Source organism: Aeromonas sp. s1(2024) (assembly GCF_040908005.1).
Classification (GTDB): Bacteria; Pseudomonadota; Gammaproteobacteria; order Enterobacterales; family Aeromonadaceae; genus Aeromonas; species Aeromonas caviae.
The window spans coordinates 56,647-78,778 of the sequence record NZ_JBFOCW010000064.1; the positions used below are offsets into that span (position 1 = coordinate 56,647).

Sequence of the window (22,132 nt, forward strand, 5' to 3'; positions counted from 1 at the left end):
GAATGGCATCTGGCGGTATCGCCCCGAAGTGGCTTGCTTATCTCTTTGATTAATTTATGGATATTGATCGCTGATTGGCAGGGAAGCGCCTCTGTTGACAGATCTGCCACCTGGCTTGCCAGCCTCAGTCAGCCCCTGTTATGCAAAAAGGGGTATGCTTGTGTTTTCACCAGACTCGAGTGATCCATATGACAATCCTGCGTTCCCCCCTGTTGCACAAGACCCTGCTGGCCCTGACCGTCTCCCTCTCCGTCAGCTCCCTCGCCGATGCCTGTACCCGCGCCGTCTATCAGGGGGAGGGAGCGCTGGTGGTGACCGGTCGCACCATGGACTGGCGCAGCGCCATGCCGACCAATCTCTGGGCGCTGCCCCGTGGCATCGCGCGGGAAGGGGAGGCCGGCGCGCACTCCATGACGTGGACGTCACGCTACGGCTCCGTGGTGGCGGCAGGCTTCGATGCAGGCACCGCCGACGGCATGAACGAGAAGGGGCTGGTGGCCAACCTGCTCTATCTGACCGAGTCCGAGTATGTGACCCCGAGCGACAAGGATCCGCGCAAGACCCTCTCCATCTCGCTCTGGGCCCAGTATGCCCTGGACAACTTCGCCACCGTGGCCGAGGCGGTCGAGGCCCTCTCCAGAGATGAATTCTATGTGGTGACCACCCTGACCCCGGATGGCAAGCCGGGCCAGCTGCACCTCTCCCTCTCCGATGCGAGCGGCGATTCCGCCATCTTCCAGTACGTGGGGGGGCAAGCTGCAGATCTACCACGACCGCAGCTATCAGGTGATGACCAACTCGCCGACCTTTGACAAGCAACTGGCCCTCAACGACTACTGGGAGGAGATTGGCGGCCTCACCATGCTGCCCGGCACCAACCGCTCGGCGGATCGATTTGCCCGCGCCTCCTTCTACATCAAGACCCTGCCAAAGACCGACCAGGCCAACGAGGCGGTAGCCGGGGTGATGAGCGTGATGCGCAACGTCTCGGTACCCATGGGGATCAGCACCCCGGATCAGCCCAACATCTCCACCACCCTGTGGCGCAGCGTGGCGGATCAGCAGCATCGCCGCTATTTCTTCGAGCTGACCCATCTGCCCAACACCTTCTGGGTGAGCATGGACAAGCTGGATCTCGCCGCGGGGGCCCCGGTGCGCAAGTTGCCCCTGACCGAGCAGCAGCTCTATGCGGGGGAGACGGCGGAGAAATTCGTCCCGGCCAAGGCGTTTCGCTTCCTGCCGGCCAGCCCCAAGGCCTGAGCATTCCCCCGATGACAACGCCCCGCTCGGGGCGTTTTTTATGGCGGGGATGAGGTGGCAGTGCGGTGGGTGGCGATCTGCGCCTCGCAAAAGCGCATCAGCTCCGGGTAGAAGTGCAGGAAGGCGTGCTCGGCCTCGGTCCAGCGAGCCTGATCCAGGGCGTGGAGCGCCTCCCCGAGCGGCACGGGGCGGCGCAGCCGACGACCGATGCCGTTGAGGGCCGCCCCCACCCCTTCCCGGTACTGGTAGGAGGCCAGCCAGTCCTGCTCGGCCATGCGCCGCAGGGCCATCGGCAGGCCCTGTGGCAGGCTGTGATGATCCAGGAGAAGTTGACCATAGCTCTGCGCCAGAAAGTGGGGCAGGGGGGCTGCGCTGAACCTCTGCCAGTGCTGGCTGAGCCAGTGATCGTAGAGCATATCCACCACAATGCCGCCGAAGCGGCGCCAGGGGGGGGCGAAGCTCGCCACGGCGGCCCGATGGGCCGGGTGGGCATCGGTGAAGGCGTCTATCTTGCGGTGCAGCCAGATCCCCTCGTCGAAGTGGTCAGCCAGACCCGTCGGTAGCGGACCCTTGATGAAGTCCCCCAGCAGGTTGCCGGTGAGGGAGCTGCCGGTATGGGCCGCCAGATGGAGGTGGGCGAGAAAATTCATGGGATGGGGCTCGCGTGCCTGGGCGTGAACGGGTGATCCGAGCCTAACGAATCGTGGCCGGATTGACCATGGGCAGGATGTTTCATCCCCAAGTCCCCTTGCCGGGCAAATTTGAGGCGTGGTAAGGTGCTTGCCATCTTTGTCACAGGACGCGACAAATCACCATGATGCGCAAAGCCAGAGGCTTCTTTCTGGCCTTCTATTTCAAGCCTTTCTATCTCTCCGAGTGGTTCGACGAATAGGTCGAGGCCCCGGAGCAGTTCATTGACGCCCATAGCGGCGTAATCCCGCTCATCTGCAATTTGCCGTTTGTTGGCCATCGCTTGCCTCTGCCTGCGATGCCTTGACCGCGCCTGTGCGCTTTTTATGTAATGGAGTACTCACGATGAAGACCACACTGACCCTGTCAGCCCTTGTTGCTGCCTGTCTGCTCGCCACCCCCGTCACCGCCAAGGAGTGGAAGACGGTACGCTTTGGCGTGGAGGGGGCCTATCCACCCTTCTCATGGACCGATGCGTCCGGAGAGATCAAGGGATTTGACATCGATCTTGCCAACGCCCTGTGCCAGCAGATGGCCGTCAGGTGCGAACTGGTGGCCCAGGATTGGGACGGCATGATCCCGGCCCTGCTGTCGCGCAAGTACGACGCCATCATCGCCGCCATGTCTATCACCGACGAGCGGCGCAAGAAGGTCGACTTCACCGAGAAATATGCCCACATTCCCAACCGCTTCGTGGCGGCCAGGGGCACCGAACTGACGCTGACGCCGGAAGGGATGGCGGGCAAGCGCATCGGCGTGCAGCGGGCCACCACCCACGACAAGTACCTGACCGACAACTTCGGCTCCAGCGTCACCATAGTGCGTTACGGCAGTGCCGATGAAGCCTACCTCGACCTGAAGGCGGGACGGGTGCTGGCCCTGCTGGCAGACGCCTCAGCCATCGAACAGGGGTTGCTTGGCAAGGAAGGGGGCGACAAGTTCGACTATGTGGGGCCGGCCCTGACCGACCGTCAATGGTTTGGCGACGGCATGGGGATCGCGGTGCGCAAGGGGGATCAGGATCTCAGGGCCAAGCTGAACGACGCCATCAAGGCCCTGCGCGCCAACGGCAAGTATCAGGAGATCAACCGGAAGTACTTCAAGTACGATATCTATGGCGGTTGATGGGTAACAGTCGGAGGGAGCCTGCTCCCTCCTTTTTCATGCAGCAAGGAGAGACCCCATGTTGACCCTGATCGAGGGTGCGCAGATCCATAGTCCGGCCCCGCTCGGCCAGCAGGATTTGCTGGTGGCGGATGGCCGCATCGCCTGGATGGGCAAGGGACTGACGGTTCCGGTCGACTGGCCACTGACGCGGGTGGACGCTGGCGGCCGCTATCTGGTGCCCGGACTGGTTGACCCGCTCGCCCATATCACGGGAGGCGGCGGCGAGGGAGGCTTCGGCTTTCGCACGCCGGAGCTCTCGGCAAGGGAAGCTCTGGCGGCGGGGGTTACCACGCTCGTGGCGGCGCTCGGCACCGACAGCCTGACCCGCAGCCCGGCCCAGGTGCTGGGGAAGGTGCGCGAGTTTCGCGCCGCCGGGGTGAGCGCCTTCATGTACACCGGCTCCTACCACCTGCCGGTCAAGACCCTCACCGGCACGGTGGAGTCGGACATCATGCTGATCCCCGAGGTGCTGGGGGTGGGGGAGGTGGCCATCAGCGATCACAGGTCCAGCGCCCCCACCCACGACGAGCTGGCGCGGCTGGCGAGCGAGGCGCGGGTGGCCGGGCTGTTGTCGGGTAAAAGTGGCGTCAGCTTCTTTCACCTGGGGGATGGCCGCGGGGCGCTGGCGCCCCTGCGGGCGTTGCGGGACGGCACCGACATCCCGCAACGCCAGCTCTACCCCACCCACTGCAACCGCAACCCCTGGCTCTTTGCCGAGGCCATCGAGTGGGGTCGGGCAGGCGGCTGGGTCGACCTCACCACGTCGAGCTTCCCGGATCTGCTGGATGACGGGGAGCGGCTCGCGGCCGACGCCCTGGTGGCGTTGCTGGCGGCCGGCGTGCCCGTGGATCGCATCAGCTTCAGCTCGGACGCCAACGCCAGTCTGCCGCGCTTTGACGGCGAGGGGCGCCTCATCGAGCTGCGCTGCGGCCAGATAGGGAGCCTGTGGCAGGAGGTGGTGGCGGCCTGCGGCAAGGGGGTGGCACTGGAGACGGCACTGGCGGTAGTGACGGCCAATCCGGCCAGGGCGCTGGGGCTTGCGAGCAAGGGTACCCTGGGGGTGGGGCAGGATGCGGATCTGCTGCTGATCGATCCTGATACGTTCGCCATCGAGCGGGTGATGAGTGGGGGTCGGTGGCGCACCTGAATACCGGCGCCTGTCATCCAGCCCGCTCAGTTCATCAACAAAAAGCCCGGCAGCAGTGCCGGGCTTTTTCGTGCCATGGGCTCAGATAGCCAGGAACCCCAGGATCAGAATGGGGCCGAGCAGACTCAGGATAAAGCCGGAGACGATGGCCACCGGCACCACCTGGATGCCGCCGGATTTCTGGATGACAGGCAGGGTGAAGTCCAGCGCCGTGGCGCCGCCGTAGCCGATGGCGGCGCTGGGGTGGCGGCGCATCAGCACCGGGATGATGAGGATGGCGATAAGCTCGCGCCCCAGATCGTTGATGAAGGCGGCGGACCCCAGCACCGGGCCCAGCTTGTCCGCTACCAGGATGCCGGAGAGCGAATACCAGCCAAAACTGGAGCTCATCGCGAGGCCATGGGCAAAGGGCATGCCGAGCAGCTGGGCGGCCAGCAGGCTGCCGAGCCAGCTGCTGAGGATGACGGTGAGCGCGATCTTCATGCCCCAGGGATTGAGCAGGATCTGGCGCAGGCGCATGCCGGAGTTGCGCATCTGGATGCCGATGAGCAAGAGCAGCAGCATCAGGGCCCACTCGCTCAACTTGTCGATGGGCAGGGCGCGCAGGTCCACCACCAGCCCCAGCAAGACGCCCCCCAGCACCACGAAACAGAGTTGGAGGGATTCCCATAACAGGTGCAGCTTGCTCGGCATCTTGCCGTCACTGGCCTCGTGGGTGGGGGGGCTGCGCTTGTCCAGCCACCACAGGGCCAGCAGGTTGCAGAGGGTAATGGCTGCGAGCATCACCCCTGCCACCTTGAAGATCACTGCCAGGTTGCTGCCCAGGTTCTCCACATAGGCCAGCCCCAGCCCCATCAGGAACAGGATGAAGTAGACCATCTTGCCCAGGGACTGGTTGACCAGTTTGATCAGACGGGCGGAAGAGAGGGGAACCAGATAGCCGATCACGAGCGGCAGCAGGATCAGCAACACATTGAGCAACATCGGGGCCTCGATCACAAAACGTGGAAAAACGGCACCTTATCACGACTTGTTGCACCTGTGTCACGGATCTGTGCATCAGCATGGCCCATACGGGACTTTTTTATCATATTGTTGTGTTTTTTGATGACAGTCGGCTCTGTATGCAAACAGAGAAAGAGGGCCACATCACCTGAAAAATCAATTTCATCCCCATGAAATGACGAGAGAAGGGGAATCTGCCTGGATGAATAAAGTCCTTTTAGATGACATCTGGCGGATATGGTGAAATATGCTTGCTACCAGTGCGCTGCGGGTATAAAAGAGCGGTAGGGAAGGTGCGACAAAAAATGGATTTTATGCAGACAAAGTGCTGAAAAATACTCAGTAGGCCAATAAAAATACAGATAAAACACCAAATACCTCGGTTCTGTATTGTTTTTTCACTACCTCAATGATATTTTCGCTGAAGGTTGCCATCGGTTAACGTTTTGTTAAATGGACGGTGGTGGAGTCACGCCGAAGCGGCGTCTAGGGACAGACAAGGTTGTAATGGATGAGCGACGTTGCCGCACTGGAAGTTCGTGATCTGCACAAGTATTTTGGCACCCACGAAGTGCTCAAGGGCATCGATATGACGGCCCACAAGGGGGATGTGATCTCCCTCATCGGCTCCTCGGGTTCGGGGAAGTCGACCTTTCTACGCTGTATCAATCTGCTTGAAACCCCCTCATCGGGCAGCGTCTCCCTCCATGGGGAGTTGATCCGGATGAAAACCAGCCGTTCCGGCGAACGCCTGCCGGAAGACATGCGCCAGGTGGAGCGTATCCGCAGCCGGTTGGCCATGGTGTTTCAAAGTTTCAATCTCTGGTCCCACATGACCATCATGCAGAACATCATCGAGGTGCCCATCCAGGTACTCAAGGTGCCCCGTGCCGAGGCCATCGCCAAGGCGGAGCATCTGCTCAACCGGGTGGGGCTGTGGGAGCGTCGCGACTATTATCCCGGTCACCTCTCCGGCGGTCAGCAGCAGCGGGCCGCCATCGCCCGGGCGCTGGCGGTGGAGCCCGAGGTGATGCTGTTTGACGAGCCTACTTCGGCCCTCGACCCTGAACTGGTGGGGGAGGTCCTTGGCCTGATGCGCGAGCTGGCGGAAGAGGGGCGTACCATGATGGTGGTGACCCACGAGATGTCCTTCGCCCGCGACGTGTCGAACAAGGTGATGTTCCTGCACCAGGGGCGCGTGGAGGAGGAGGGCAATCCCAAGGAGATCTTCGCCCATCCCAAGTCGGAGCGATTCAAGCAATTCATCTCGTCCATCTATTGATGGACGGGATTCAATTTCAACCATCCGTACTTTCAACGATCGACGTGTTTATCAAGGAGAGATACATGAACAAGCTGATGCTGGCGACTGCCGTGATGACGGCCCTGTGTTCCGGTAGCCTGATGGCCAAGGAGTGGAAAGAGGTCCGGATCGGGGTGGAAGGGGCCTATCCCCCCTTCTCCTGGACCGAGCCGAGCGGCGAGGTGAAAGGCTTCGACATCGACATCGCCAACGCCCTGTGCGAAGAGATGAAGGTGAAGTGCACCCTGATCAAGCAGGACTGGGACGGCATCATTCCGGCGCTGCTGTCGCGCAAGTATGACGCCATCATCGCCACCATGGACATCACCGAAGAGCGCAAGAAGAAGGTGGACTTCACCCAGAAGTACCAGCACATCCCGGCGCGCTTCGCCGCCAAGAAAGGGACCGAGATCCAGCTTGACAAGGCCTTCATGGACGGCAAGACCATCGCCGTGCAGCGTGCCACCTCCATGGATACCTACATCACCGACAACTTCCCCAATGCCACCATCAAGCGCTACGGCACTGCGGATGAAGCCTACCTCGATCTGAAATCCGGCCGTGTCGACTACGTGATGGCCGACTCCGCCGCCATCAGCGACGGCCTGCTGAAGAAGGAAGGGGGCGATGCCTTCGAGTTCATCGGCCCGAAACTGACCGATCCCAAGTGGTTTGGCGAGGGTGCCGGCATCGCGGTGCGCAAGGCTGACAAGGATCTGAAAGAGAAATTCAATGCCGCCATCCTGGCCCTGCGTGCCAATGGCAAGTACAAGGAAATCAACGACAAGTACTTCGACTTCGACGTGTACGGCGAGTAAGCCGACGTCAGGCGAACAACGACAGGTTGATCCCGTCAGTAGTCATCGGGCCCGTTGCCTTCCGCTGGGAGTGACGGGCCCGATTGCGATGGAGCTGCATTGCATATGTTTGATTTGAAAGGATACGAAACCTCTCTGCTGGAGGGGGCCTGGATCACCCTGGAGGTGGCGCTGGCCTCTCTGCTGCTGGCCCTGGTGCTCGGCATGCTGGGGGCCCTGGCCAAGCTCTCTCCCTACAAGTGGGCACGCGGCATCGCGGCGGCCTACACCACCGTCATTCGCGGCATCCCGGATCTGGTGCTGATGATGCTGCTCTTCTTCGGCGGCCAGGTGCTCATCAACGGGATCTGTACCTGGGTCAACGAGGCCTACAACAACCACCTGCTGGCGAGCAACCCGAACCAGGAGTGGGTCTCCCTGCTGCCCGATTACATCGACATCAGCCCGTTTGCGGCCGGGGTCGCCACCATCGGCTTCATCTTCGGCGCCTACATGACCGAGACCTTCCGCGGCGCCATCCTGGCGGTGGACAAGGGGGAGCTCGAGGCGGCCCGTGCCTTCGGCATGCGGGCAAGCCAGGTCTTTGTGCGGATCCTCTTTCCCCAGATGATGCGCCACGCCCTGCCCGGGTTTGGCAACAACTGGCTGGTGCTGCTGAAAACCACGGCCCTGGTCTCCATCATCGGGCTCGATGATATGGTGCGAAAGGCGTCGCTCGCGGCGGGCTCGACCCAGCAGCCTTTCACCTTCTACATGGCGGTGGCGCTGATCTTCCTGGTCTTCACCGCAGTCTCTACCTCGGCGCTCAAGTGGGCCGAGCGTCACTACGCCATCAAGACGAGGTAAGCCATGGATTTCTCGATCATTCTCAAGGAGTGGCCCACCTACTGGGAGGGTCTCTATACCACCATCTGGCTGGTGGCCGCCTCGCTCATGCTGGGGCTCATGCTGGCGGTGCCCATGGGCATACTGCGCAACAGCCGCAACTGGTTGATAAAGGGGCCAATCTGGGCCTATATCTACTTCTTCCGTGGCACCCCGCTTCTGGTGCAGCTCTTCATCATCTACTACGGTGCCGCTCAGTGGGAGTGGCTCAAGAACAGTGCGGCCTGGTCCCTCTTCTCGGAAGCCTGGTTCTGTGCCCTGCTGGCGTTCACTCTCAACACCGGCGCCTACACCGCCGAGATAGTGCGTGGCGCCGTGATGAACATGCCCAAGGGGCAGATAGAAGCGGCAAGCGCCTTCGGCATGACCCGCTGGCAGACCCTGACCCGCATCATCCTGCCCAACTCGTTTCGCCGTGCGCTGCCGGCCTACAGCAACGAGGTGATCTTCATGCTGCAGGGGTCGGCGGTGGCGGGCATCATCACCATCGTCGATCTGACGGGGGCGGCGCGGATCATCAACTCCCGCTACTACAGCCCGTTCGAGGCGTTCCTGACCGCAGGTCTGCTCTACATGCTGCTCACTTTCGTCATCGTCTGGTTGTTCAAGAAGTGGGAAGCCCGCTGGCATGCCCACCTGCGCCCGCGCAGCGTCTGACTGCCCGCAGAGAAAAAGCCCGCAACTGCGGGCTTTTTTTATGGACCACGGGCAGGCTCAGCGCCCCAGGTACTCCCTGTCGAAGAAGGTGTTGACCCAGTGGGGGCGATAGACGGCGAGCAGGGTCATGGTCATGCCGTTGAGGAGCGCCTCGGGGAAGAGCAGCAGCGGCCAGATGGAGAGGTAGTCGGCGCTGATGGTGTGCCAGGAATAGGTGCCGCTCACCCCCATCAGCAAGGCGCTGGCGATCACCTTGGCCGAGATGCTCAGCGCCCCCCCGAGAAATGCTGCCACGAACAGATAGACGAAGAGGTGGCGAGGCAGCCAGGCCCAGCTCCCCAGAAACAGCAGCCAGCTGGTGGCCACCGGCAGGGCGACGCCGATGAGGGCCTGCCAGCCGATGTCGGCCAGGGGGATGACCCCGAAGTAAGCGAGGAGCAGCAGGGTGAGGCAGGGGGCGAGCAGGGCGAGGCGCCAGCCCAGCAGCAGGGTCAGGCTGGTGAGGCCGAGAAAGTGGATCTCGAGCCCCTCGTGCAACCCGGCCCGCAAGGTCCACAGCGGTACCAGCACGATGGCGCCGCCGAGGCAAAGATGCTGATAGAGCGGGTGGGCGCCAAGAGTGCGCAGCAGGGAGGCGTTCAGACTGAAGGCGAGCAGCACCAGCCAGAGCAGGAGGGCGGCGACTTGTCCTTCACTCATGAGCGGTTCCCCCGGATGCGGCTGTCGGTGATGGCGCCGTGGCGAAGAACGCCGGCGCAATGAAAAGAGGCCGCCCTCTGCCGGGCGGCCTCCTGTCTCAATACTTCACGTTGGGGTGATACTTGCCAAGGATGCCCTGGACCCTGTCCATGGTCTCCTTGCTGGGGGGCTTGATGCCGACCAGATCGTAGGTATCTCCCAGCACGTCCCACTTGTGCTTGCCAAGCTCGTGGTAGGGCAGCAGCTCCACCTTCTCGACGCACTCCCCCAGCTCGGCGATGAACTGGCCGAGTCCTTCTGCGCTCTCGTCATCGTCGGACCAAGTGGGCACCACCACGTAGCGGATCCACATGGTCTGACCGCGGGAGGCCAGGTAGCGGGCGAACTCCAGGGTGTATTTGTTGCTGACGTGGGTGAGGGGGATGTGCTTCTCGTCGTTGATCTGCTTGATGTCGAGCAGCACCAGATCGGTGTTGTCCAGCACCCGGTCGAGCAACTCGTCGTAGTGACGCACGAAACCGTTGGTGTCGAGGCAGGTGTGGATCCCCTGGGCCTTGCAGGCGGTGAACAGTTCGGCGATGAACTCCTGCTGCAGCATGGCCTCGCCGCCGGAGGCGGTCACGCCACCGCCGGAGGCATTCATGAAGTGGCGATAGCTGGTGAGATCCTTCATCAGCTCGGGCACGGTGACCTCGCGGCCGCCCTGGGTGTCCCAGGTGTCCCGGTTGTGACAATACTTGCAGCGCATCAGGCAGCCCTGCATGAACACGATGAAGCGGATGCCGGGGCCGTCGACGGTCCCGCAGGTCTCGACGGAATGGATCCGGCCAATGATGTCGGTAGTGCCGGTGTCGCTGGCTTCAACGGTCGGGATCCGCTGCGTGCCGGGGGTGGCAGGTCCCTTGGATTCAACGGCGGGGATCCGGTTAATGACTGACATAGACGACTCCAATGGTGCGGACAAGGTTCGAGCGGTCGTTATTTTATGACAGAAAGCCCTATAAATCCTACCAGTTTAGCCCGCAGGGGTGGCACCCAGCAGGCTCTCCAGTGCCTTGACGGGGAGCGGCCGGCTGGTGAGGAAGCCTTGATAATGCTGGCATCCCAGGGCCTTGAGCACGGCGAGCTGCTCCTCTTCCTCCACCCCTTCGGCGGTGACGGTGAAACGAAACACCCGGGCGAGATCCAGGATGGCCTTGACGATGGCCTTGTCCTGTTCGCTGTGGACCAGGGTCTGGATGAAGCTTCTGTCGAGCTTCACCTCGTCGGCGGGCAGATCCCGCAGATAGGCCAGGGAGGAGTAGCCCGTGCCGAAGTCGTCGATGGAGATGAGCAGGCCGAGGGCCTTGAGCTGGCGGATCCTGGCGATACTCTCCAGCCGGTTTTCCAGCACCACGGACTCGGTGATCTCCAGCAGCAGGCGCGATGGGGGCACCCCGGTGTCCCGCAGAATGTACTCCACCTGCTGCACGAAACCGGCGGTGTGGAACTGGCGGGCGCTGACGTTGACCGACAGATGGGGGATGGCGAGGCCGTTGTTGAGCCAGAAGCTGTACTGGGTGCAGGCGGTCTTCATCACCCAGTAGCCTATCTCCTGGATCAGGGTGGTCTCCTCGGCGATGGGGATGAACTCCCCGGGGGGCACCATGGTGCCGTCGGCCTTCTGCCAGCGCAGCAGCGCCTCTATGCCCGAGAGCGTGCCGTTGTCGACCCGGTATTGGGGCTGGTAGTGCAGCACCAGCTCGTTGTTGCGCAGGGCATCGCGCAGCTGGTTGTTGAGAGAAAGCTTGCTCTTCTCTTTTTCCGCCATGGCTTCACTGAAGAAGATATGGTTGCCCTGACCCGCGCGCTTGGCCATGTGGACGGCGGTATCGGCCTGCTGCATCAGGACAAGGTGATCCTTGTCGTCATCGCTGAACAGGCTGATCCCCACGGAGGCGCTGCAGTGCAGCTTGTGATCGCCGATGTCGAAGGGGGCACGGAAGATCCCCATCAGCTCCCGGGCAAAGTGCTCCGCCAGGATCTTGGCGGTGATATAGCCCTGGCCCAGCGCCGTGAAGAGCAGGGCAAATTCGTCACCCGAGGTGCGGGCGAGCACCAGGTTCTCCTGGGGCAGGGACTTGAGTCGCACCACCACGGCCTGGAGCAGCAGATCGCCGCAGGCGTGACCGAGGGAGTCGTTGATGGATTTGAAGTTGTCCAGATCCAGCAGCAGCAGGGCCCCCCACTGGCCACTCGAGGCCTGCAGGGTGCGCTGCATGATGTCGGTCAGGCTGCGCCTGTTGTAGAGATCGCACAGGTCGTCGTAGTAGGCGAGGCGCTCGATGTGGCGGGCGGTCTCTTTCTCCTGGGTGATGTCGTGGAAGCTGCAGACGAAGTGGCTGATCTCCTCCTCCTCGTCCTTGACCCCGCTCACCATGAGCCGCACCGGGAAGAGGTGTCCTTCCCTGTGCAGGCATTGTTCCTCCCCGAGCCAGTATCCCTGCCGGTTGACCGCCGCGATCACCTCCTCCTTGAGGGTGTCGCCATAGTAGGTGGGCCTCAGGGCGTCGATGTGCAGGCCCAGCATCTCCTCGCTGGCAAAGCCGGTGATGCGGCTGAAGGAGGCATTGACCTTGAGGATGATGCCCCCGTGATCCATCACCAGCAGGCCGTCGTGGGTGTTGAAGGCCACTTCGGCCAGGCGCAGGGCATCGTCATTGGCCAGGCGCTGCAACTCGCTGGCGGCCCGCTCGCGCTGTTCGTAGAGGACGTCCAGCAGGGGCGCGGGATCGGCCAGAGGGGTGGCGAGCAGCAGGGTGAGCTGCCCCAGGGGGAGACCGTTTGGCCCCGGGAAGGGGATACCGACATAGGCCTTGGCGTCGAGGGCCAGCAGCTGGCTGGACTGGGGATAGCGCAGGGCCAGATCTTCCACGTAGAGGCTCTGCCCGTGCTGGAAGATCTCCCGGCCCGGGCCGATGTCCATGGGCATGGGTTTGACGACGGCAAAGGCATCCCCCTCCACCACGCAGCGGGGAATGAGCCAGAGATCCTGACCGCGAGGCTGAAACTCGCCGATCCAGCCCCTGTGGGCACCGCTCAGGCCCATGGCCCAGCGCAGCAGGGCGCGGCAGTAATCGTTGCCGGTCAGGTTGGCAAGCCCGGGTGGGGGCGCGAGGTCCGGGGCGTCGGTCGCCACGGGGTCCGGCTGCCAGTGGCCGAGCAAGCGGGCGCAATGACGTACCAGTTGCAGGGTGTCATCGCTGATGAGGGTGCTCTCGGCATACTCCAGGCTGAGCACGCCGATGAGCTTCTCCTGCTCCAGCAAGGCGCCGTCCAGGCGGGAGCAGACATTGGCATCGGCCAGATAGTAGTGCTGGCTCAACATGGGCTGGTGGGCCGCCTCCGAGAAGCTCAGGGCGCCCCGGGCGCGCAGGGCCCGGATGTAGCGGCTGTCTCCGCGAATGGCACCGAGCGCGTCCACCCCCAGGGTGAACACCGGGGTCAGCTGCTCGCCGCCAAGGGCGCCATGGGCCTGGTAGTGCCAGAGGATCAGGCGATCGGCCCCCAGGCACTCCTTGAGGCTCTCCAGCATGGCGTCATACTGCTGTTGGCTGGCCATCTGGCTCAGGCGCGGCAGTTGCAGGGACAGGCTGGCGGCGCTCTCCTGGGACTGGGTCTGCAGGCAGATGAGCCAGAAGGCGTCCTGCTCGTGGGAGAGGGAAATGTGCCAGAGGAGGGCGTCAAAGCGCAGCACCAGCTTGCCCCCCTTGCCGCTGGCCAGCCGCTGCTCGATAGGCTGGCGCAGGGCGTCCGGCAATTGGGCCGGCCAGGCACTGCGGGGCTCGTCGAGCCAGTGGAGCGGCGTCTGCATCACATCGGTCAGGGCGACCAGCCGTTGACTACGGGTATCCAGGCGGAAAAACAGGGGCGCCTGGCTGGCGGTCGGAAGATGGCTGAGCGCGGTAGACGACATGAACTGACACTATCCTGTTGAGCAATTGTCGGAGGGCAAGAATACTGCAAATCCGTGGCAAACAAAATTTCATTGAATTCTAAATTAGATAAGTCTAATTTATTGGTCATTTCCTGTTGAGTGGAGTCTTGCAGATGAAACGGATCTTGATTGTGGGTGGTGTGGCCGGGGGGGCGTCCGCCGCCGCCCGTGCCCGCCGTTTGAGCGAAGAGGCGGAGATCGTGATGTTCGAGCGGGGCGAGTTCGTGAGCTTCGCCAACTGCGGTCTGCCTTATCACATCGGGGGGGATATCCCGGATCGGGATGCCCTGCTGCTGCAGACACCGCAAAGCTTCAAGCGCCGGTTCAACGTGGATGTGCGGGTGTTTCACGACGTCATCGAGATAGACAGGGCCGGCAAGAGCCTGCTGGTGCGCAACCTGCTCACCGGCGAAGAGCGGCGCGAAGCCTACGACGTGCTGCTGCTGAGCCCGGGCGCTGCCCCCATCCGGCCTCCCTTCCCCGGCATCGAGAGCCCGGGGGTACACACCCTGCGGAGCATTCCCGACATGGATCGCATCCTGGCGGCGCTGGCGCACGACAAGCCCCGCCACGTCACCGTGGTGGGGGGCGGTTTCATCGGGCTGGAGATGATGGAGGCGCTGCACCAGCGCAAGCTGGATGTCACCCTGCTTGAGCTCTCCGATCAGGTGATGGCGCCGGTGGACAAGGAGATGGCCAACCTGCTCCACGCCCGCATCCGCGAAGAGGGGGTCGATCTTCGCCTGCGCACCGGCCTTGCTGCCATCGAAAGCCTGGAGGTGCCTGCCGAGAAGACCGCCGCCGTGGCGACCGCCCAGCGGGGTGGACTGCGCCTGACCCTGAGCGACGGCTCTCATCTCGACACCGGCCTGCTGATCCTCGCCATCGGCGTCAAGCCCGAGACCCTGCTCGCCGCCAAGGCGGGGCTGGTGCTGGGACCGCGGGGCGGCATCAAGGTGGATGCGGGCATGCGCACCTCGGATCCCTGCATCTTCGCGGTGGGGGACGCGGTGGAGGAGACCGACTTCGTCACCGGCGAGTCCGTGCTGATCCCGCTGGCGGGCCCCGCCAACCGCCAGGGGCGCATCGCTGCCGACAACATGCTGGGGCGAAGCGAAACCTACAAGAAGACGCAAGGGACCGCCATCTGCAAGCTGTTCGATCTGGCGGTGGCGAGCACGGGGCTGAACGAGAAGCGGCTGGTGCAGCTGGGGCTGCCGTTCGAGAAGGTCTATGTCCACCCGGGCAGCCACGCCGGCTATTATCCCGGCGCCCACCCGGTCAGCCTCAAGCTGCTGTTTGCCCCCGATGGCAAGATTTACGGCGCCCAGGCCATCGGCAAGGATGGCATCGACAAGCGCATCGACGTGCTGGCGGTGGCCCAGCGCGCCGGCCTCACCGTGTTTGATCTGCAGGATCTGGAGCTCACCTATGCGCCGCCCTTTGGCTCGGCCAAGGATGTGCTCAACATGGCCGGGTTCGTGGCGAGCAACCATCTGAAGGGGGACACCCTGCTCTGCCACGCAGCCGAGGTGCAGGCTCGCCACCCCCATCAGCAGGTGGTGGATGTGCGAAACGGCCCCGAACTCGACAAGCTGGGACGCATTCCGGGGGCGATGCACATTCCTCTGGACGAGCTGCGTGGCCGCCTTGATGAGTTGCCCAAGGATAAAGAGCTGCTCATCAGCTGCCAGGTGGGACTGCGGGGTCACGTGGCCTGCCGCCTGCTGAGCCAGCACGGCTTCAAGGTGAAGAACCTCTCCGGCGGCTTCAAGACCTGGCAGACGGTGATCGCCGAGTAGATCCTCCATGCTGAAATGGCCCGATTGATCACTCTGTATGCAAACGGGCCACACCAGTGAGTGGCCCGTTTCTTCATCAGGGGCCGATGCCGATCAGGCTGCCGCGTCGCCGAGGGGCGTGCGGACAGGGTGTTGCCGCATCGCCACAGGGGGTGAAGGAGGGGAGGCTACTGCGCCGCGTTGGCCGGTGCATCGTCGACCCATGCCATGAAGATGCGATAGCCGATGGAGAGCAGGGTGGCACCGATGAACATGCCGAGGATGCCATTGGTGGCCATGCCGCCCAGGGCCCCCAGCAGCACTACCGGCATGGGTGCATCGACACCACGTCCCAGCAGCAGCGGCTTGAGCACGTTGTCGGCCATGCCGGCCACGACCAGCAGCACTGAGTAGATGACGTTGAGCAGGGTGCCGTGATCCCCCGCCATCCACATGAAGGCGATGGCCGGTCCCGTGACCAGGATGACGGGGATCTGGGCGATGCCCAGGATCAGCGCCAGGACGAAGAAGATGCCGACCGCCGGGATCCCGGCGAGGGACATGATGACGCCGGCCAGCAGGGCCTGGATGAAGGCGACCCCGATAACCCCCATGGCCACGGCCCGGATGGTGCTGGTGCACAGCTTGGTCAGGGCGAGGCCCTTGCGCTCATCGGTGATGCGTATGGCGATGCGATCGGCGCTGATGGCGCCCGGCTCCCCCCAGGCCATGATGATGCCGGCCACGATGAAGGAGGCGACGAAGCCCAGCAGGCCTCCCCCCATGCTGGCGAGCATGGCGACAGTCTGCTTGGCCATGTCGCCGAGCTGCGGCTTGTAGCTGATGAGGAGGCCGGGCAAGTCCACCGATGCCTTCATCCAGAGGCCATGGATCTTGGCACCAACGAGGGGGATGTCGGCAATCCCGGCGGAGGGGGGCGGGATCACCAGGGTGTGGTTCTCCACCTTGTCGACCAAGGCGCTGACGCTGTCGCCCAGGGAGCCCAGCATGGCGGCGGTGGGGGCCACGATGAGCAGGATGCCCAGCAGGATCAGCAGGGTGGACGACTGACCCTGTTTTCCCCCGAGTCTGGCGGCAAAGCGCTGATGGAGGGGGTAAAGGGTGACCGCCAGGATCAGGGCCCACAGCATCATGTTCATGAAAGGGGAGAACACGGTGAAGCAGAACGAGCCTAGCGCCAGAATAAGGCCAAATTTGATGAACATGTCCAGGAATCTGGCAACCAATCTTTTTTCGACGAGGGACAGATCGTTATTTTCCATGCTGATATGACTCCAGAGAGGGATGGATGCATGACCCCGCTGACCCTGTGTGAACTCAAGGTCGGCATTCTGGTCGATGGACAATTAATAAGTTTGTTTTCAATGGTTGAAGCATACATCGAGCGCACCTGCACGTTATGTATGGCACAGGTGTTCAAGGCTTAAGAAATATTTATCTGCTTGATATGTCGTTGATTGGAAGGCCTGCGTTGAGCGGGCCGAGCATAATGAATGGCCCGATCGCGCACAAGTGAACAGTGGTGCCCGGTTTAGCCCGGGTTCAGAAAAGCACGACAATCCCCTTTCCTGGAACAGGAGATCGCATACGGGGCCTCGAATAAACCTCGCGCTTCACGGGGCGTCGTGCTCCCGTCCGAGGCGATGTAGGCATCTCTGTTGGCCGATGCCGCCCGATATGGCAGTTGGTGTTCCCGGGAGTGACGCTTTATTCTATTGGCTCCTGCGCTGCGGCGATCCAACCCTGGATGAACACCATGCACCTCTCTCTCTCCAGCCCCGTGACTCGTCTTCCCCGTGTGGCCTGGCTGGCGGCGCTGCTGCTGGCTGGTTGCGGCCCCGACAAGCCTGTCAGCCAGGTTCCGACCACCGGCTCCACTGCCCGGCAGGAGGCAGGGGAGCCGAGTTCAGTCGTGCAAGCCAATGCTCGCCAATATCGCGATGCCCCGGCGCTGGCGCTGGTCTTCTCCGGCCCATTGGCGCCCAAGGCAAACTGGCAGAGCTGGCTTTCTGTGAGTGAAGGGGGCAAGCAGGTGCAGGGGGAGTGGATCCTCGCCGACGATGGTCGCACCCTCTATTTCCCGAACGTTCAGCCCGACAAAAGCTACGAGGTGAGCCTCAAGGCGGGGCTGGGCCCATCCCCCCAGAGCTGGACTCTCAAGACCCGGCCGCTGGAGGCGGGGGCCTCCTTTACCGCGAGCGGCATGGTATTGCCGCTGCGCGACGAGCTGCGCCTGCCCATCAGCGCGGTCAATGTGGACGAGGTCAATATCGACTTCTTTCGGGTCGATGCCGAATACCTGCCCCGTTTCCTGGCCGAGTATCGCCCCGGTGCCGGCATGGGCAACTGGGAGCTTGAGCAGATCACCAAGCGGGCGAAGCGGGTATTCAGCGGCCGCTATGCGTTGGAGCTCGATGCCAACCGGCGCGAGACCCGCCTTATCAATGTGAAGGAGCCGCAGCTGGCGGAGGCTGGCGTCTACTTTGCGGTAATGTCCCCCCTTGGCAACTACGACTGGCGCAAGGAGACCACCTACTTTGCGGTGAGCGACATGGGGCTCAGTGCCCGCCGTTACCGCGATGAGCTGGAGGTGTTCGTCAGCTCCCTGGCCAGCGCCGACCCCCTCAAGGATGTGCAGCTCTCCCTGCTCGACCAGAAGGGCAACCGGCTGCAGGTGCAAACCACCGACCCCCAAGGTCATCGCCGCTTCGATCAGGTGCAGGGGGCTCGCCTGCTGCTGGCCGAGCAGGGCAAGCATCTGGCGGTGCTGCGCCTCGATGGCGCGGCCCTCGATCTCTCCACCTTCGAGCTCGGCACCCAGCCCTGGCAGGCCCAGCAGCTCTATCTGTTCAGCGGACGCGATCTCTATCGCCCCGGCGAGCGGCTCGACAGCGAGATCCTGCTAAAAGGGCAGGATGGCCAGCTGCTTCCTGGCATGGCGGTGGAGCTGGAGGTGAAACAGCCGGACGGCCAGCTGCTCGAACAAAAGCGCCTGCTACCGGACAATCTTGGCGCGGCCCACTACGGCCTGCGTCTGCCGGATGATGCGCCGCTGGGGCGCTGGACCATCAACCTCAAGACTGCCGCCGGCAGCCGTTTCGAGTGGCCTTTCCTGGTGGAGGAGTTTCTGCCGGAGCGGCTGAAACTGCAGCTTGGCAAGGGGCCGGATGGGGAAGTGACGAGTCTGGACGCCGCCCTCACCCTGCCGCTGCAAGGGGACTATCTCTACGGCGCACCAGCCAGTGCCACCAAGGCGAAGGCGGAGGTGAAGTTAAGCCGCGCCACCATGCCCTTTACCCAGTGGCAGGAGTTCACTCTGGGTGACGTGCTGCTCGCCGAGCAGACCAGGGATCTCGAGCCGCTGAATCTCACCCTGGATGTGCAGGGGCAGGGGACTTTTTCGTTAGCTGATGAGCTCGATAATGTGCGCGCGCTCGGGCCGCTGGAGGTGGCTTATCGGGTGTCGCTCTCCGAGCCCGGTGGCCGCGCCGTCAATCGCAGCCGCATCCAGTATGGCTGGCCCGCGGGCAGCCAGTGGCCGGCGCTCAAGGCCGACTTCGTGGCGGATCGGGTGGAAGGGGGCAAGCCGCTCCCCTTCCAGATCCTCAACCTCGATGACAAGGGCCAGCCGGTGGCGGGGGTGGTGAAAGTGCGCCTTATCAACGAGTACCGCGACTACTACTGGCACTACGCCGATGGGGAGGGGTGGAAGTATGAGTTCAACAGCCAGCCCTATCTGGAGCAGGAGCAGACCCTGCAGCTGGATGGCAAGGGGCCGACCCCGCTCACGCTGCCACTGGCGGCGGGCTGGTATCGATTGGAGGTGGAGAACAGTCAGGGCCATCAATCGAGCCTGCGGGTGGAAATAGGCAGTTACGCCTGGGGCGGCGGTGGCGAGCAGGCACGGCCTGACAAGATCGCCATCACCCTCGACAAGCGCGCCTATCAGGCGGGTGACAAGGCCAAAGTGACCCTGGTGGCCCCGCGCCCCGGCAAGGGGTTGCTGCTGGTGGAAGATGGCGACGGCCTGCGCTGGTGGCAGCGCATCGAGCTCAAGGGGGCCGGCAACGATGCCAAGGATGCCCGCGGCGAGTTCGAGATCCCGGTCAGCCCCGAGTGGCAGCGCCATGATCTGCATATCTCGGCCCAGATCGCCGCGCCAGACAGTGCCTCCAAACCGGTCGGCAAGCAGCAGGGGCAGAGCCTGCGTTCGGTCGGGCTGGTGCCGTTCACCCTGGATCGGGAAGCGCGCCGTCTGCCGCTTACCCTGAGCGCGCCGGACAAAGCGGTGCCGCTCACCCGGCTGGAAGTGACCGCCACCTCCACCCCCAACAGTCAGGGCCGCGTGGTGCTGGCGGCGGTGGATCGGGGTGTGCTCAACATCAGCGATTATCAACCCCTCGACCCGTTCGAGATCTTCTTTGGTCGCAAGCGCTACGCCCAGGATTTGTTCGACAACTACGGCCAGGTGATCCCGCCGCAGGATGGCAAGCTGGCTCGCCTCAACTACGGGGGTGACCGGGCGCCGCTGAAAAAGGGCGGCGCGCTGGAGAGCCGGGTCGAGATTGCCGCGCTCTGGAGCGGCGAGGTGAGTTTTGATGAGAGTGGCAAGGCGGTGATCCCGCTCGAGCTGCCCAACTTCAACGGCGAGCTGGCGCTGATGGCGCTGGCCTGGAACGAACAGCAGGTCGGTGAGGCCGAGCGCGCCGTCAAGGTGGTGGCGCCCTTGGTGGCAGAGATCGGCTGGCCGCGCTTTGGCGCCAGAGGGGATGAGACCCGGGCGCTGGTGCAGCTGCGCAACATGAGCGGTGAGGATCAGACCCTCTCCCTTGTCTGGACCCTCAACGGCGGGCTGAAAGCAAACGGCGAGCTGCCCCCCACCCTTGCCCTGAAAAACGGCGAGGAGCAGTGGCTGACCCTGCCGCTCACCGTGACCGGGGCGAGCGGTGTGGCAAGCCTGCAGTTGGCGGCCAGCGGCAAGGATTTTGCCATCAGCCGCGACTGGACTTTGCCGCTGCGCTCCCCCTGGCCGGCCGAGACTCGCCAGCGCTACCAGATGTTGGCTCCTGGTCAGCAGATGAGCTTTGCGCCAGCTGAGCTGGCCGGGCTGGATCGCGCCAACCTGCAGGGGCTGCTCAGCCTCTCCGGCACTCCCCCCTGGGATCCGGCAGCCCAGTGGCAGGCGCTGGCCGACTACCCCTATGCCTGTCTGGAGCAGACCCTGTCCCGTGCCTGGCCTTACTTGCTGACCACGGCGGATGAGCGCATCGCATGGAGCAAACCCGCAGAGGGCAAGAAAGCGGCGAGCGAGGCGGATGTGCAACGCGCCCTGCTGCAACGGCTGCAGCGGTTGCAACTGCCCAGCGGCGGCTTTGGCCTCTGGGATGGCCGCTCCGACGAGGAGCAGTGGCTCACCGCCTATGCCGCCGATTACCTGCTGGCGCGCAAGGAGGCGGGCGATGCCGTGCCGGAGGCGATGCTCAATCAGGCGCTGAACCGGCTGCAGAGCTATCTCACCGACAGCCAGTATGGCGAGCGCTGGAGCAGTGCCCCCGAGCACAGCCGGCTGGCCTATCAGGCCTACAGTGCCTATGTGCTGGCCCGGGTGGGCAAGGCGCCGCTCGCTACCCTGCGCCTTGTCTGGGAGCAGCAGGCCGATCACGCCCGCTCCGGTTTGCCACTCTTGCACCTCTCGCTGGCGCTCTCGGCCATGGGGGATGAGCAGAATGCCGCCAAGGCCCTCAGCCGGGCATTGGCGACCGAGCGCGGGGACGATTATCTGGGGGATTACGGCTCGCCGCTGCGCGATCAGGCCCTTGAGCTCTCCCTGTTGCGCCAGCACAAGCTGGCTGCGGAGCGCTGGCCGGCCCTCAGTGCCAAGGTGGCCGATACCCTGGCCCATCGTCAGTGGCTCAGCACTCAGGAGCGGCTCGCCCTGCTGCGACTCGCCCGCGTCGATCCGGCCGTCGACTGGCAGGCCAGGGTGGCTTCCTCTCTTGGCAGTGGATCCCTGAGCGGTTCGGCTCCGCTGCAGCAGGGCACCCCTGAGGCGCTGGCGGCGAGCGCCGTCACCAACGAGGGCAAGGGCTCCCTCTATGTGCAGCGCACTGTGATCGGCTACCCCGAACAGGCTCCTACCCGGTTGAGTCAGGGGATAAGCGTGACCCGCAGCTGGTTCAACAGCGACGGTCAGCGTTTTGACCCGACCAAGGTGAAGGTGGGCGATCTGGTGGTGGTGCGGCTCAATGTCAGCAGTGAATCGGCGGTGCCCGATGCCCTGCTGGTGGAGATGGTGCCCGCTGGCTTTGAGCTGGAGAACCCGGCCCTTGGCAACAGCATCAAGCTCGAAGAGCTCTCCATCGAGGGGAAACCGGCGTGGCAGAGCGAGTGGAACGACTACCTCAAGCATCAGGAGTTTCGCGATGACCGCTACACGGCGGCGCTGGATCTGAGCGCCGGGAGCAACCAGCAACTGGTCTACCTGATGCGGGCGGTGACGCCGGGTCGCTATCAGGTGCCGCCGACCCAGGTGGAGGATATGTACCGACCCGAGATCCGGGCTGTGGGTGAGGATATCCATGAGGTGATCATCTCTGAGTAACAAACCCTCCCTTGAGCGGGTTCGCCCGCTCACTTTCTGGCAGCGTGGCTGGCTGAAATTGGGTCGCACTGGCCACGCTTGCTGGAGCTGGCTTGGTCGCCTGCCACGCTGGCTGCGTTTCT

General features: G+C 63.5%; 18 protein-coding genes. 11 read left to right on the top strand and 7 right to left on the bottom strand.

The window, feature by feature from the left end:
• The first annotated feature begins 188 nt into the window (after positions 1-188).
• Positions 189-812, top strand: coding sequence for a linear amide C-N hydrolase (locus AB5Y70_RS15500; protein WP_368176077.1), 624 nt, complete (start codon positions 189-191; stop codon positions 810-812).
• On the top strand, positions 790-1,260 hold the full coding sequence (locus AB5Y70_RS15505) for a linear amide C-N hydrolase (protein WP_368176078.1): 471 nt from the start codon (positions 790-792) through the stop codon (positions 1,258-1,260). The genes AB5Y70_RS15500 and AB5Y70_RS15505 overlap by 23 nt, the downstream gene beginning before the upstream one ends.
• Positions 1,261-1,298: 38 nt before the next feature.
• Here AB5Y70_RS15505 and AB5Y70_RS15510 read toward each other — a convergent pair whose 3' ends face one another.
• Together AB5Y70_RS15510 and AB5Y70_RS15515 are read right to left on the bottom strand one after the other, a co-directional pair.
• A complete protein-coding gene (locus AB5Y70_RS15510) occupies positions 1,299-1,910 on the bottom strand; it encodes an ACP phosphodiesterase (protein WP_041215460.1) in 612 nt (203 codons plus the stop codon).
• The gene (locus AB5Y70_RS15515) at positions 1,907-2,230 is read right to left on the bottom strand and encodes a hypothetical protein (protein WP_041215459.1); all 324 of its coding nucleotides are present in this window, start codon (positions 2,228-2,230) and stop codon (positions 1,907-1,909) included. The genes AB5Y70_RS15510 and AB5Y70_RS15515 overlap by 4 nt, the downstream gene beginning before the upstream one ends.
• A gap of 65 nt (positions 2,231-2,295) precedes the next feature.
• Here AB5Y70_RS15515 and AB5Y70_RS15520 point away from each other — a divergent pair, with 65 nt between their 5' ends.
• The gene (locus AB5Y70_RS15520) at positions 2,296-3,075 is read left to right on the top strand and encodes an ABC transporter substrate-binding protein (protein ID WP_102948258.1); all 780 of its coding nucleotides are present in this window, start codon (positions 2,296-2,298) and stop codon (positions 3,073-3,075) included.
• A gap of 58 nt (positions 3,076-3,133) precedes the next feature.
• Entirely contained in the window at positions 3,134-4,264 is a 1,131-nt protein-coding gene (iadA, locus tag AB5Y70_RS15525; protein ID WP_041215457.1) for a beta-aspartyl-peptidase, read from the top strand.
• 81 nt (positions 4,265-4,345) lie between these two features.
• Here the strand turns inward: iadA and AB5Y70_RS15530 are convergent, their stop codons facing one another.
• Positions 4,346-5,248, bottom strand: coding sequence for a lysine exporter LysO family protein (locus AB5Y70_RS15530; protein WP_102948386.1), 903 nt, complete (start codon positions 5,246-5,248; stop codon positions 4,346-4,348).
• Positions 5,249-5,780: 532 nt separating this feature from the next.
• On the opposite strand from AB5Y70_RS15530, the gene AB5Y70_RS15535 reads away from it, so the two are divergent.
• The 4 genes from AB5Y70_RS15535 (at position 5,781) to AB5Y70_RS15550 (ending at position 8,932) form a co-directional block, all read left to right on the top strand.
• Positions 5,781-6,551 (top strand): ABC transporter ATP-binding protein, encoded by a 771-nt coding sequence (locus tag AB5Y70_RS15535; protein ID WP_010674267.1) that lies wholly within the window; start codon positions 5,781-5,783, stop codon positions 6,549-6,551.
• A 65-nt stretch (positions 6,552-6,616) separates the two neighbouring features.
• Positions 6,617-7,390, top strand: coding sequence for an ABC transporter substrate-binding protein (locus AB5Y70_RS15540; RefSeq protein WP_010674268.1), 774 nt, complete (start codon positions 6,617-6,619; stop codon positions 7,388-7,390).
• A 105-nt stretch (positions 7,391-7,495) separates the two neighbouring features.
• The gene (locus AB5Y70_RS15545; protein ID WP_010674269.1) at positions 7,496-8,236 is read left to right on the top strand and encodes an ABC transporter permease; all 741 of its coding nucleotides are present in this window, start codon (positions 7,496-7,498) and stop codon (positions 8,234-8,236) included.
• A 3-nt stretch (positions 8,237-8,239) separates the two neighbouring features.
• On the top strand, positions 8,240-8,932 hold the full coding sequence (locus AB5Y70_RS15550) for an ABC transporter permease (RefSeq protein WP_010674270.1): 693 nt from the start codon (positions 8,240-8,242) through the stop codon (positions 8,930-8,932).
• Between the two features lie 57 nt (positions 8,933-8,989).
• Here AB5Y70_RS15550 and AB5Y70_RS15555 read toward each other — a convergent pair whose 3' ends face one another.
• The 3 genes from AB5Y70_RS15555 to AB5Y70_RS15565 all read right to left on the bottom strand — a co-directional run bounded on the left by AB5Y70_RS15555 (position 8,990) and on the right by AB5Y70_RS15565 (position 13,586).
• Positions 8,990-9,631, bottom strand: a complete 642-nt coding sequence (locus AB5Y70_RS15555) for an energy-coupling factor ABC transporter permease (RefSeq protein ID WP_041215455.1) — start codon at positions 9,629-9,631, stop codon at positions 8,990-8,992.
• A gap of 97 nt (positions 9,632-9,728) precedes the next feature.
• Positions 9,729-10,571: a pyruvate formate lyase 1-activating protein gene (pflA, locus tag AB5Y70_RS15560; RefSeq protein WP_010674272.1), complete on the bottom strand. Its 843-nt coding sequence runs from the start codon at positions 10,569-10,571 to the stop codon at positions 9,729-9,731.
• Between the two features lie 75 nt (positions 10,572-10,646).
• Positions 10,647-13,586 carry a GGDEF and EAL domain-containing protein gene (locus AB5Y70_RS15565; protein ID WP_102948259.1) on the bottom strand — a complete coding sequence of 980 codons (2,940 nt, stop codon included), beginning with the start codon at positions 13,584-13,586 and terminating at the stop codon, positions 10,647-10,649.
• Positions 13,587-13,720: 134 nt separating this feature from the next.
• Between AB5Y70_RS15565 and AB5Y70_RS15570 the strand changes: the two genes are divergently transcribed.
• Positions 13,721-15,409 (top strand): FAD-dependent oxidoreductase, encoded by a 1,689-nt coding sequence (locus tag AB5Y70_RS15570; RefSeq protein ID WP_102948260.1) that lies wholly within the window; start codon positions 13,721-13,723, stop codon positions 15,407-15,409.
• A 167-nt stretch (positions 15,410-15,576) separates the two neighbouring features.
• Here AB5Y70_RS15570 and AB5Y70_RS15575 read toward each other — a convergent pair whose 3' ends face one another.
• Positions 15,577-16,671: an AI-2E family transporter gene (locus AB5Y70_RS15575; RefSeq protein WP_102948261.1), complete on the bottom strand. Its 1,095-nt coding sequence runs from the start codon at positions 16,669-16,671 to the stop codon at positions 15,577-15,579.
• 30 nt (positions 16,672-16,701) lie between these two features.
• On the opposite strand from AB5Y70_RS15575, the gene AB5Y70_RS15580 reads away from it, so the two are divergent.
• Together AB5Y70_RS15580 and AB5Y70_RS15585 are read left to right on the top strand one after the other, a co-directional pair.
• Positions 16,702-16,836 carry a hypothetical protein gene (locus AB5Y70_RS15580; protein WP_010674281.1) on the top strand — a complete coding sequence of 45 codons (135 nt, stop codon included), beginning with the start codon at positions 16,702-16,704 and terminating at the stop codon, positions 16,834-16,836.
• Between the two features lie 329 nt (positions 16,837-17,165).
• Positions 17,166-22,010: an alpha-2-macroglobulin gene (locus tag AB5Y70_RS15585; RefSeq protein WP_161648198.1), complete on the top strand. Its 4,845-nt coding sequence runs from the start codon at positions 17,166-17,168 to the stop codon at positions 22,008-22,010.
• Positions 22,011-22,132 lie beyond the last annotated feature (122 nt).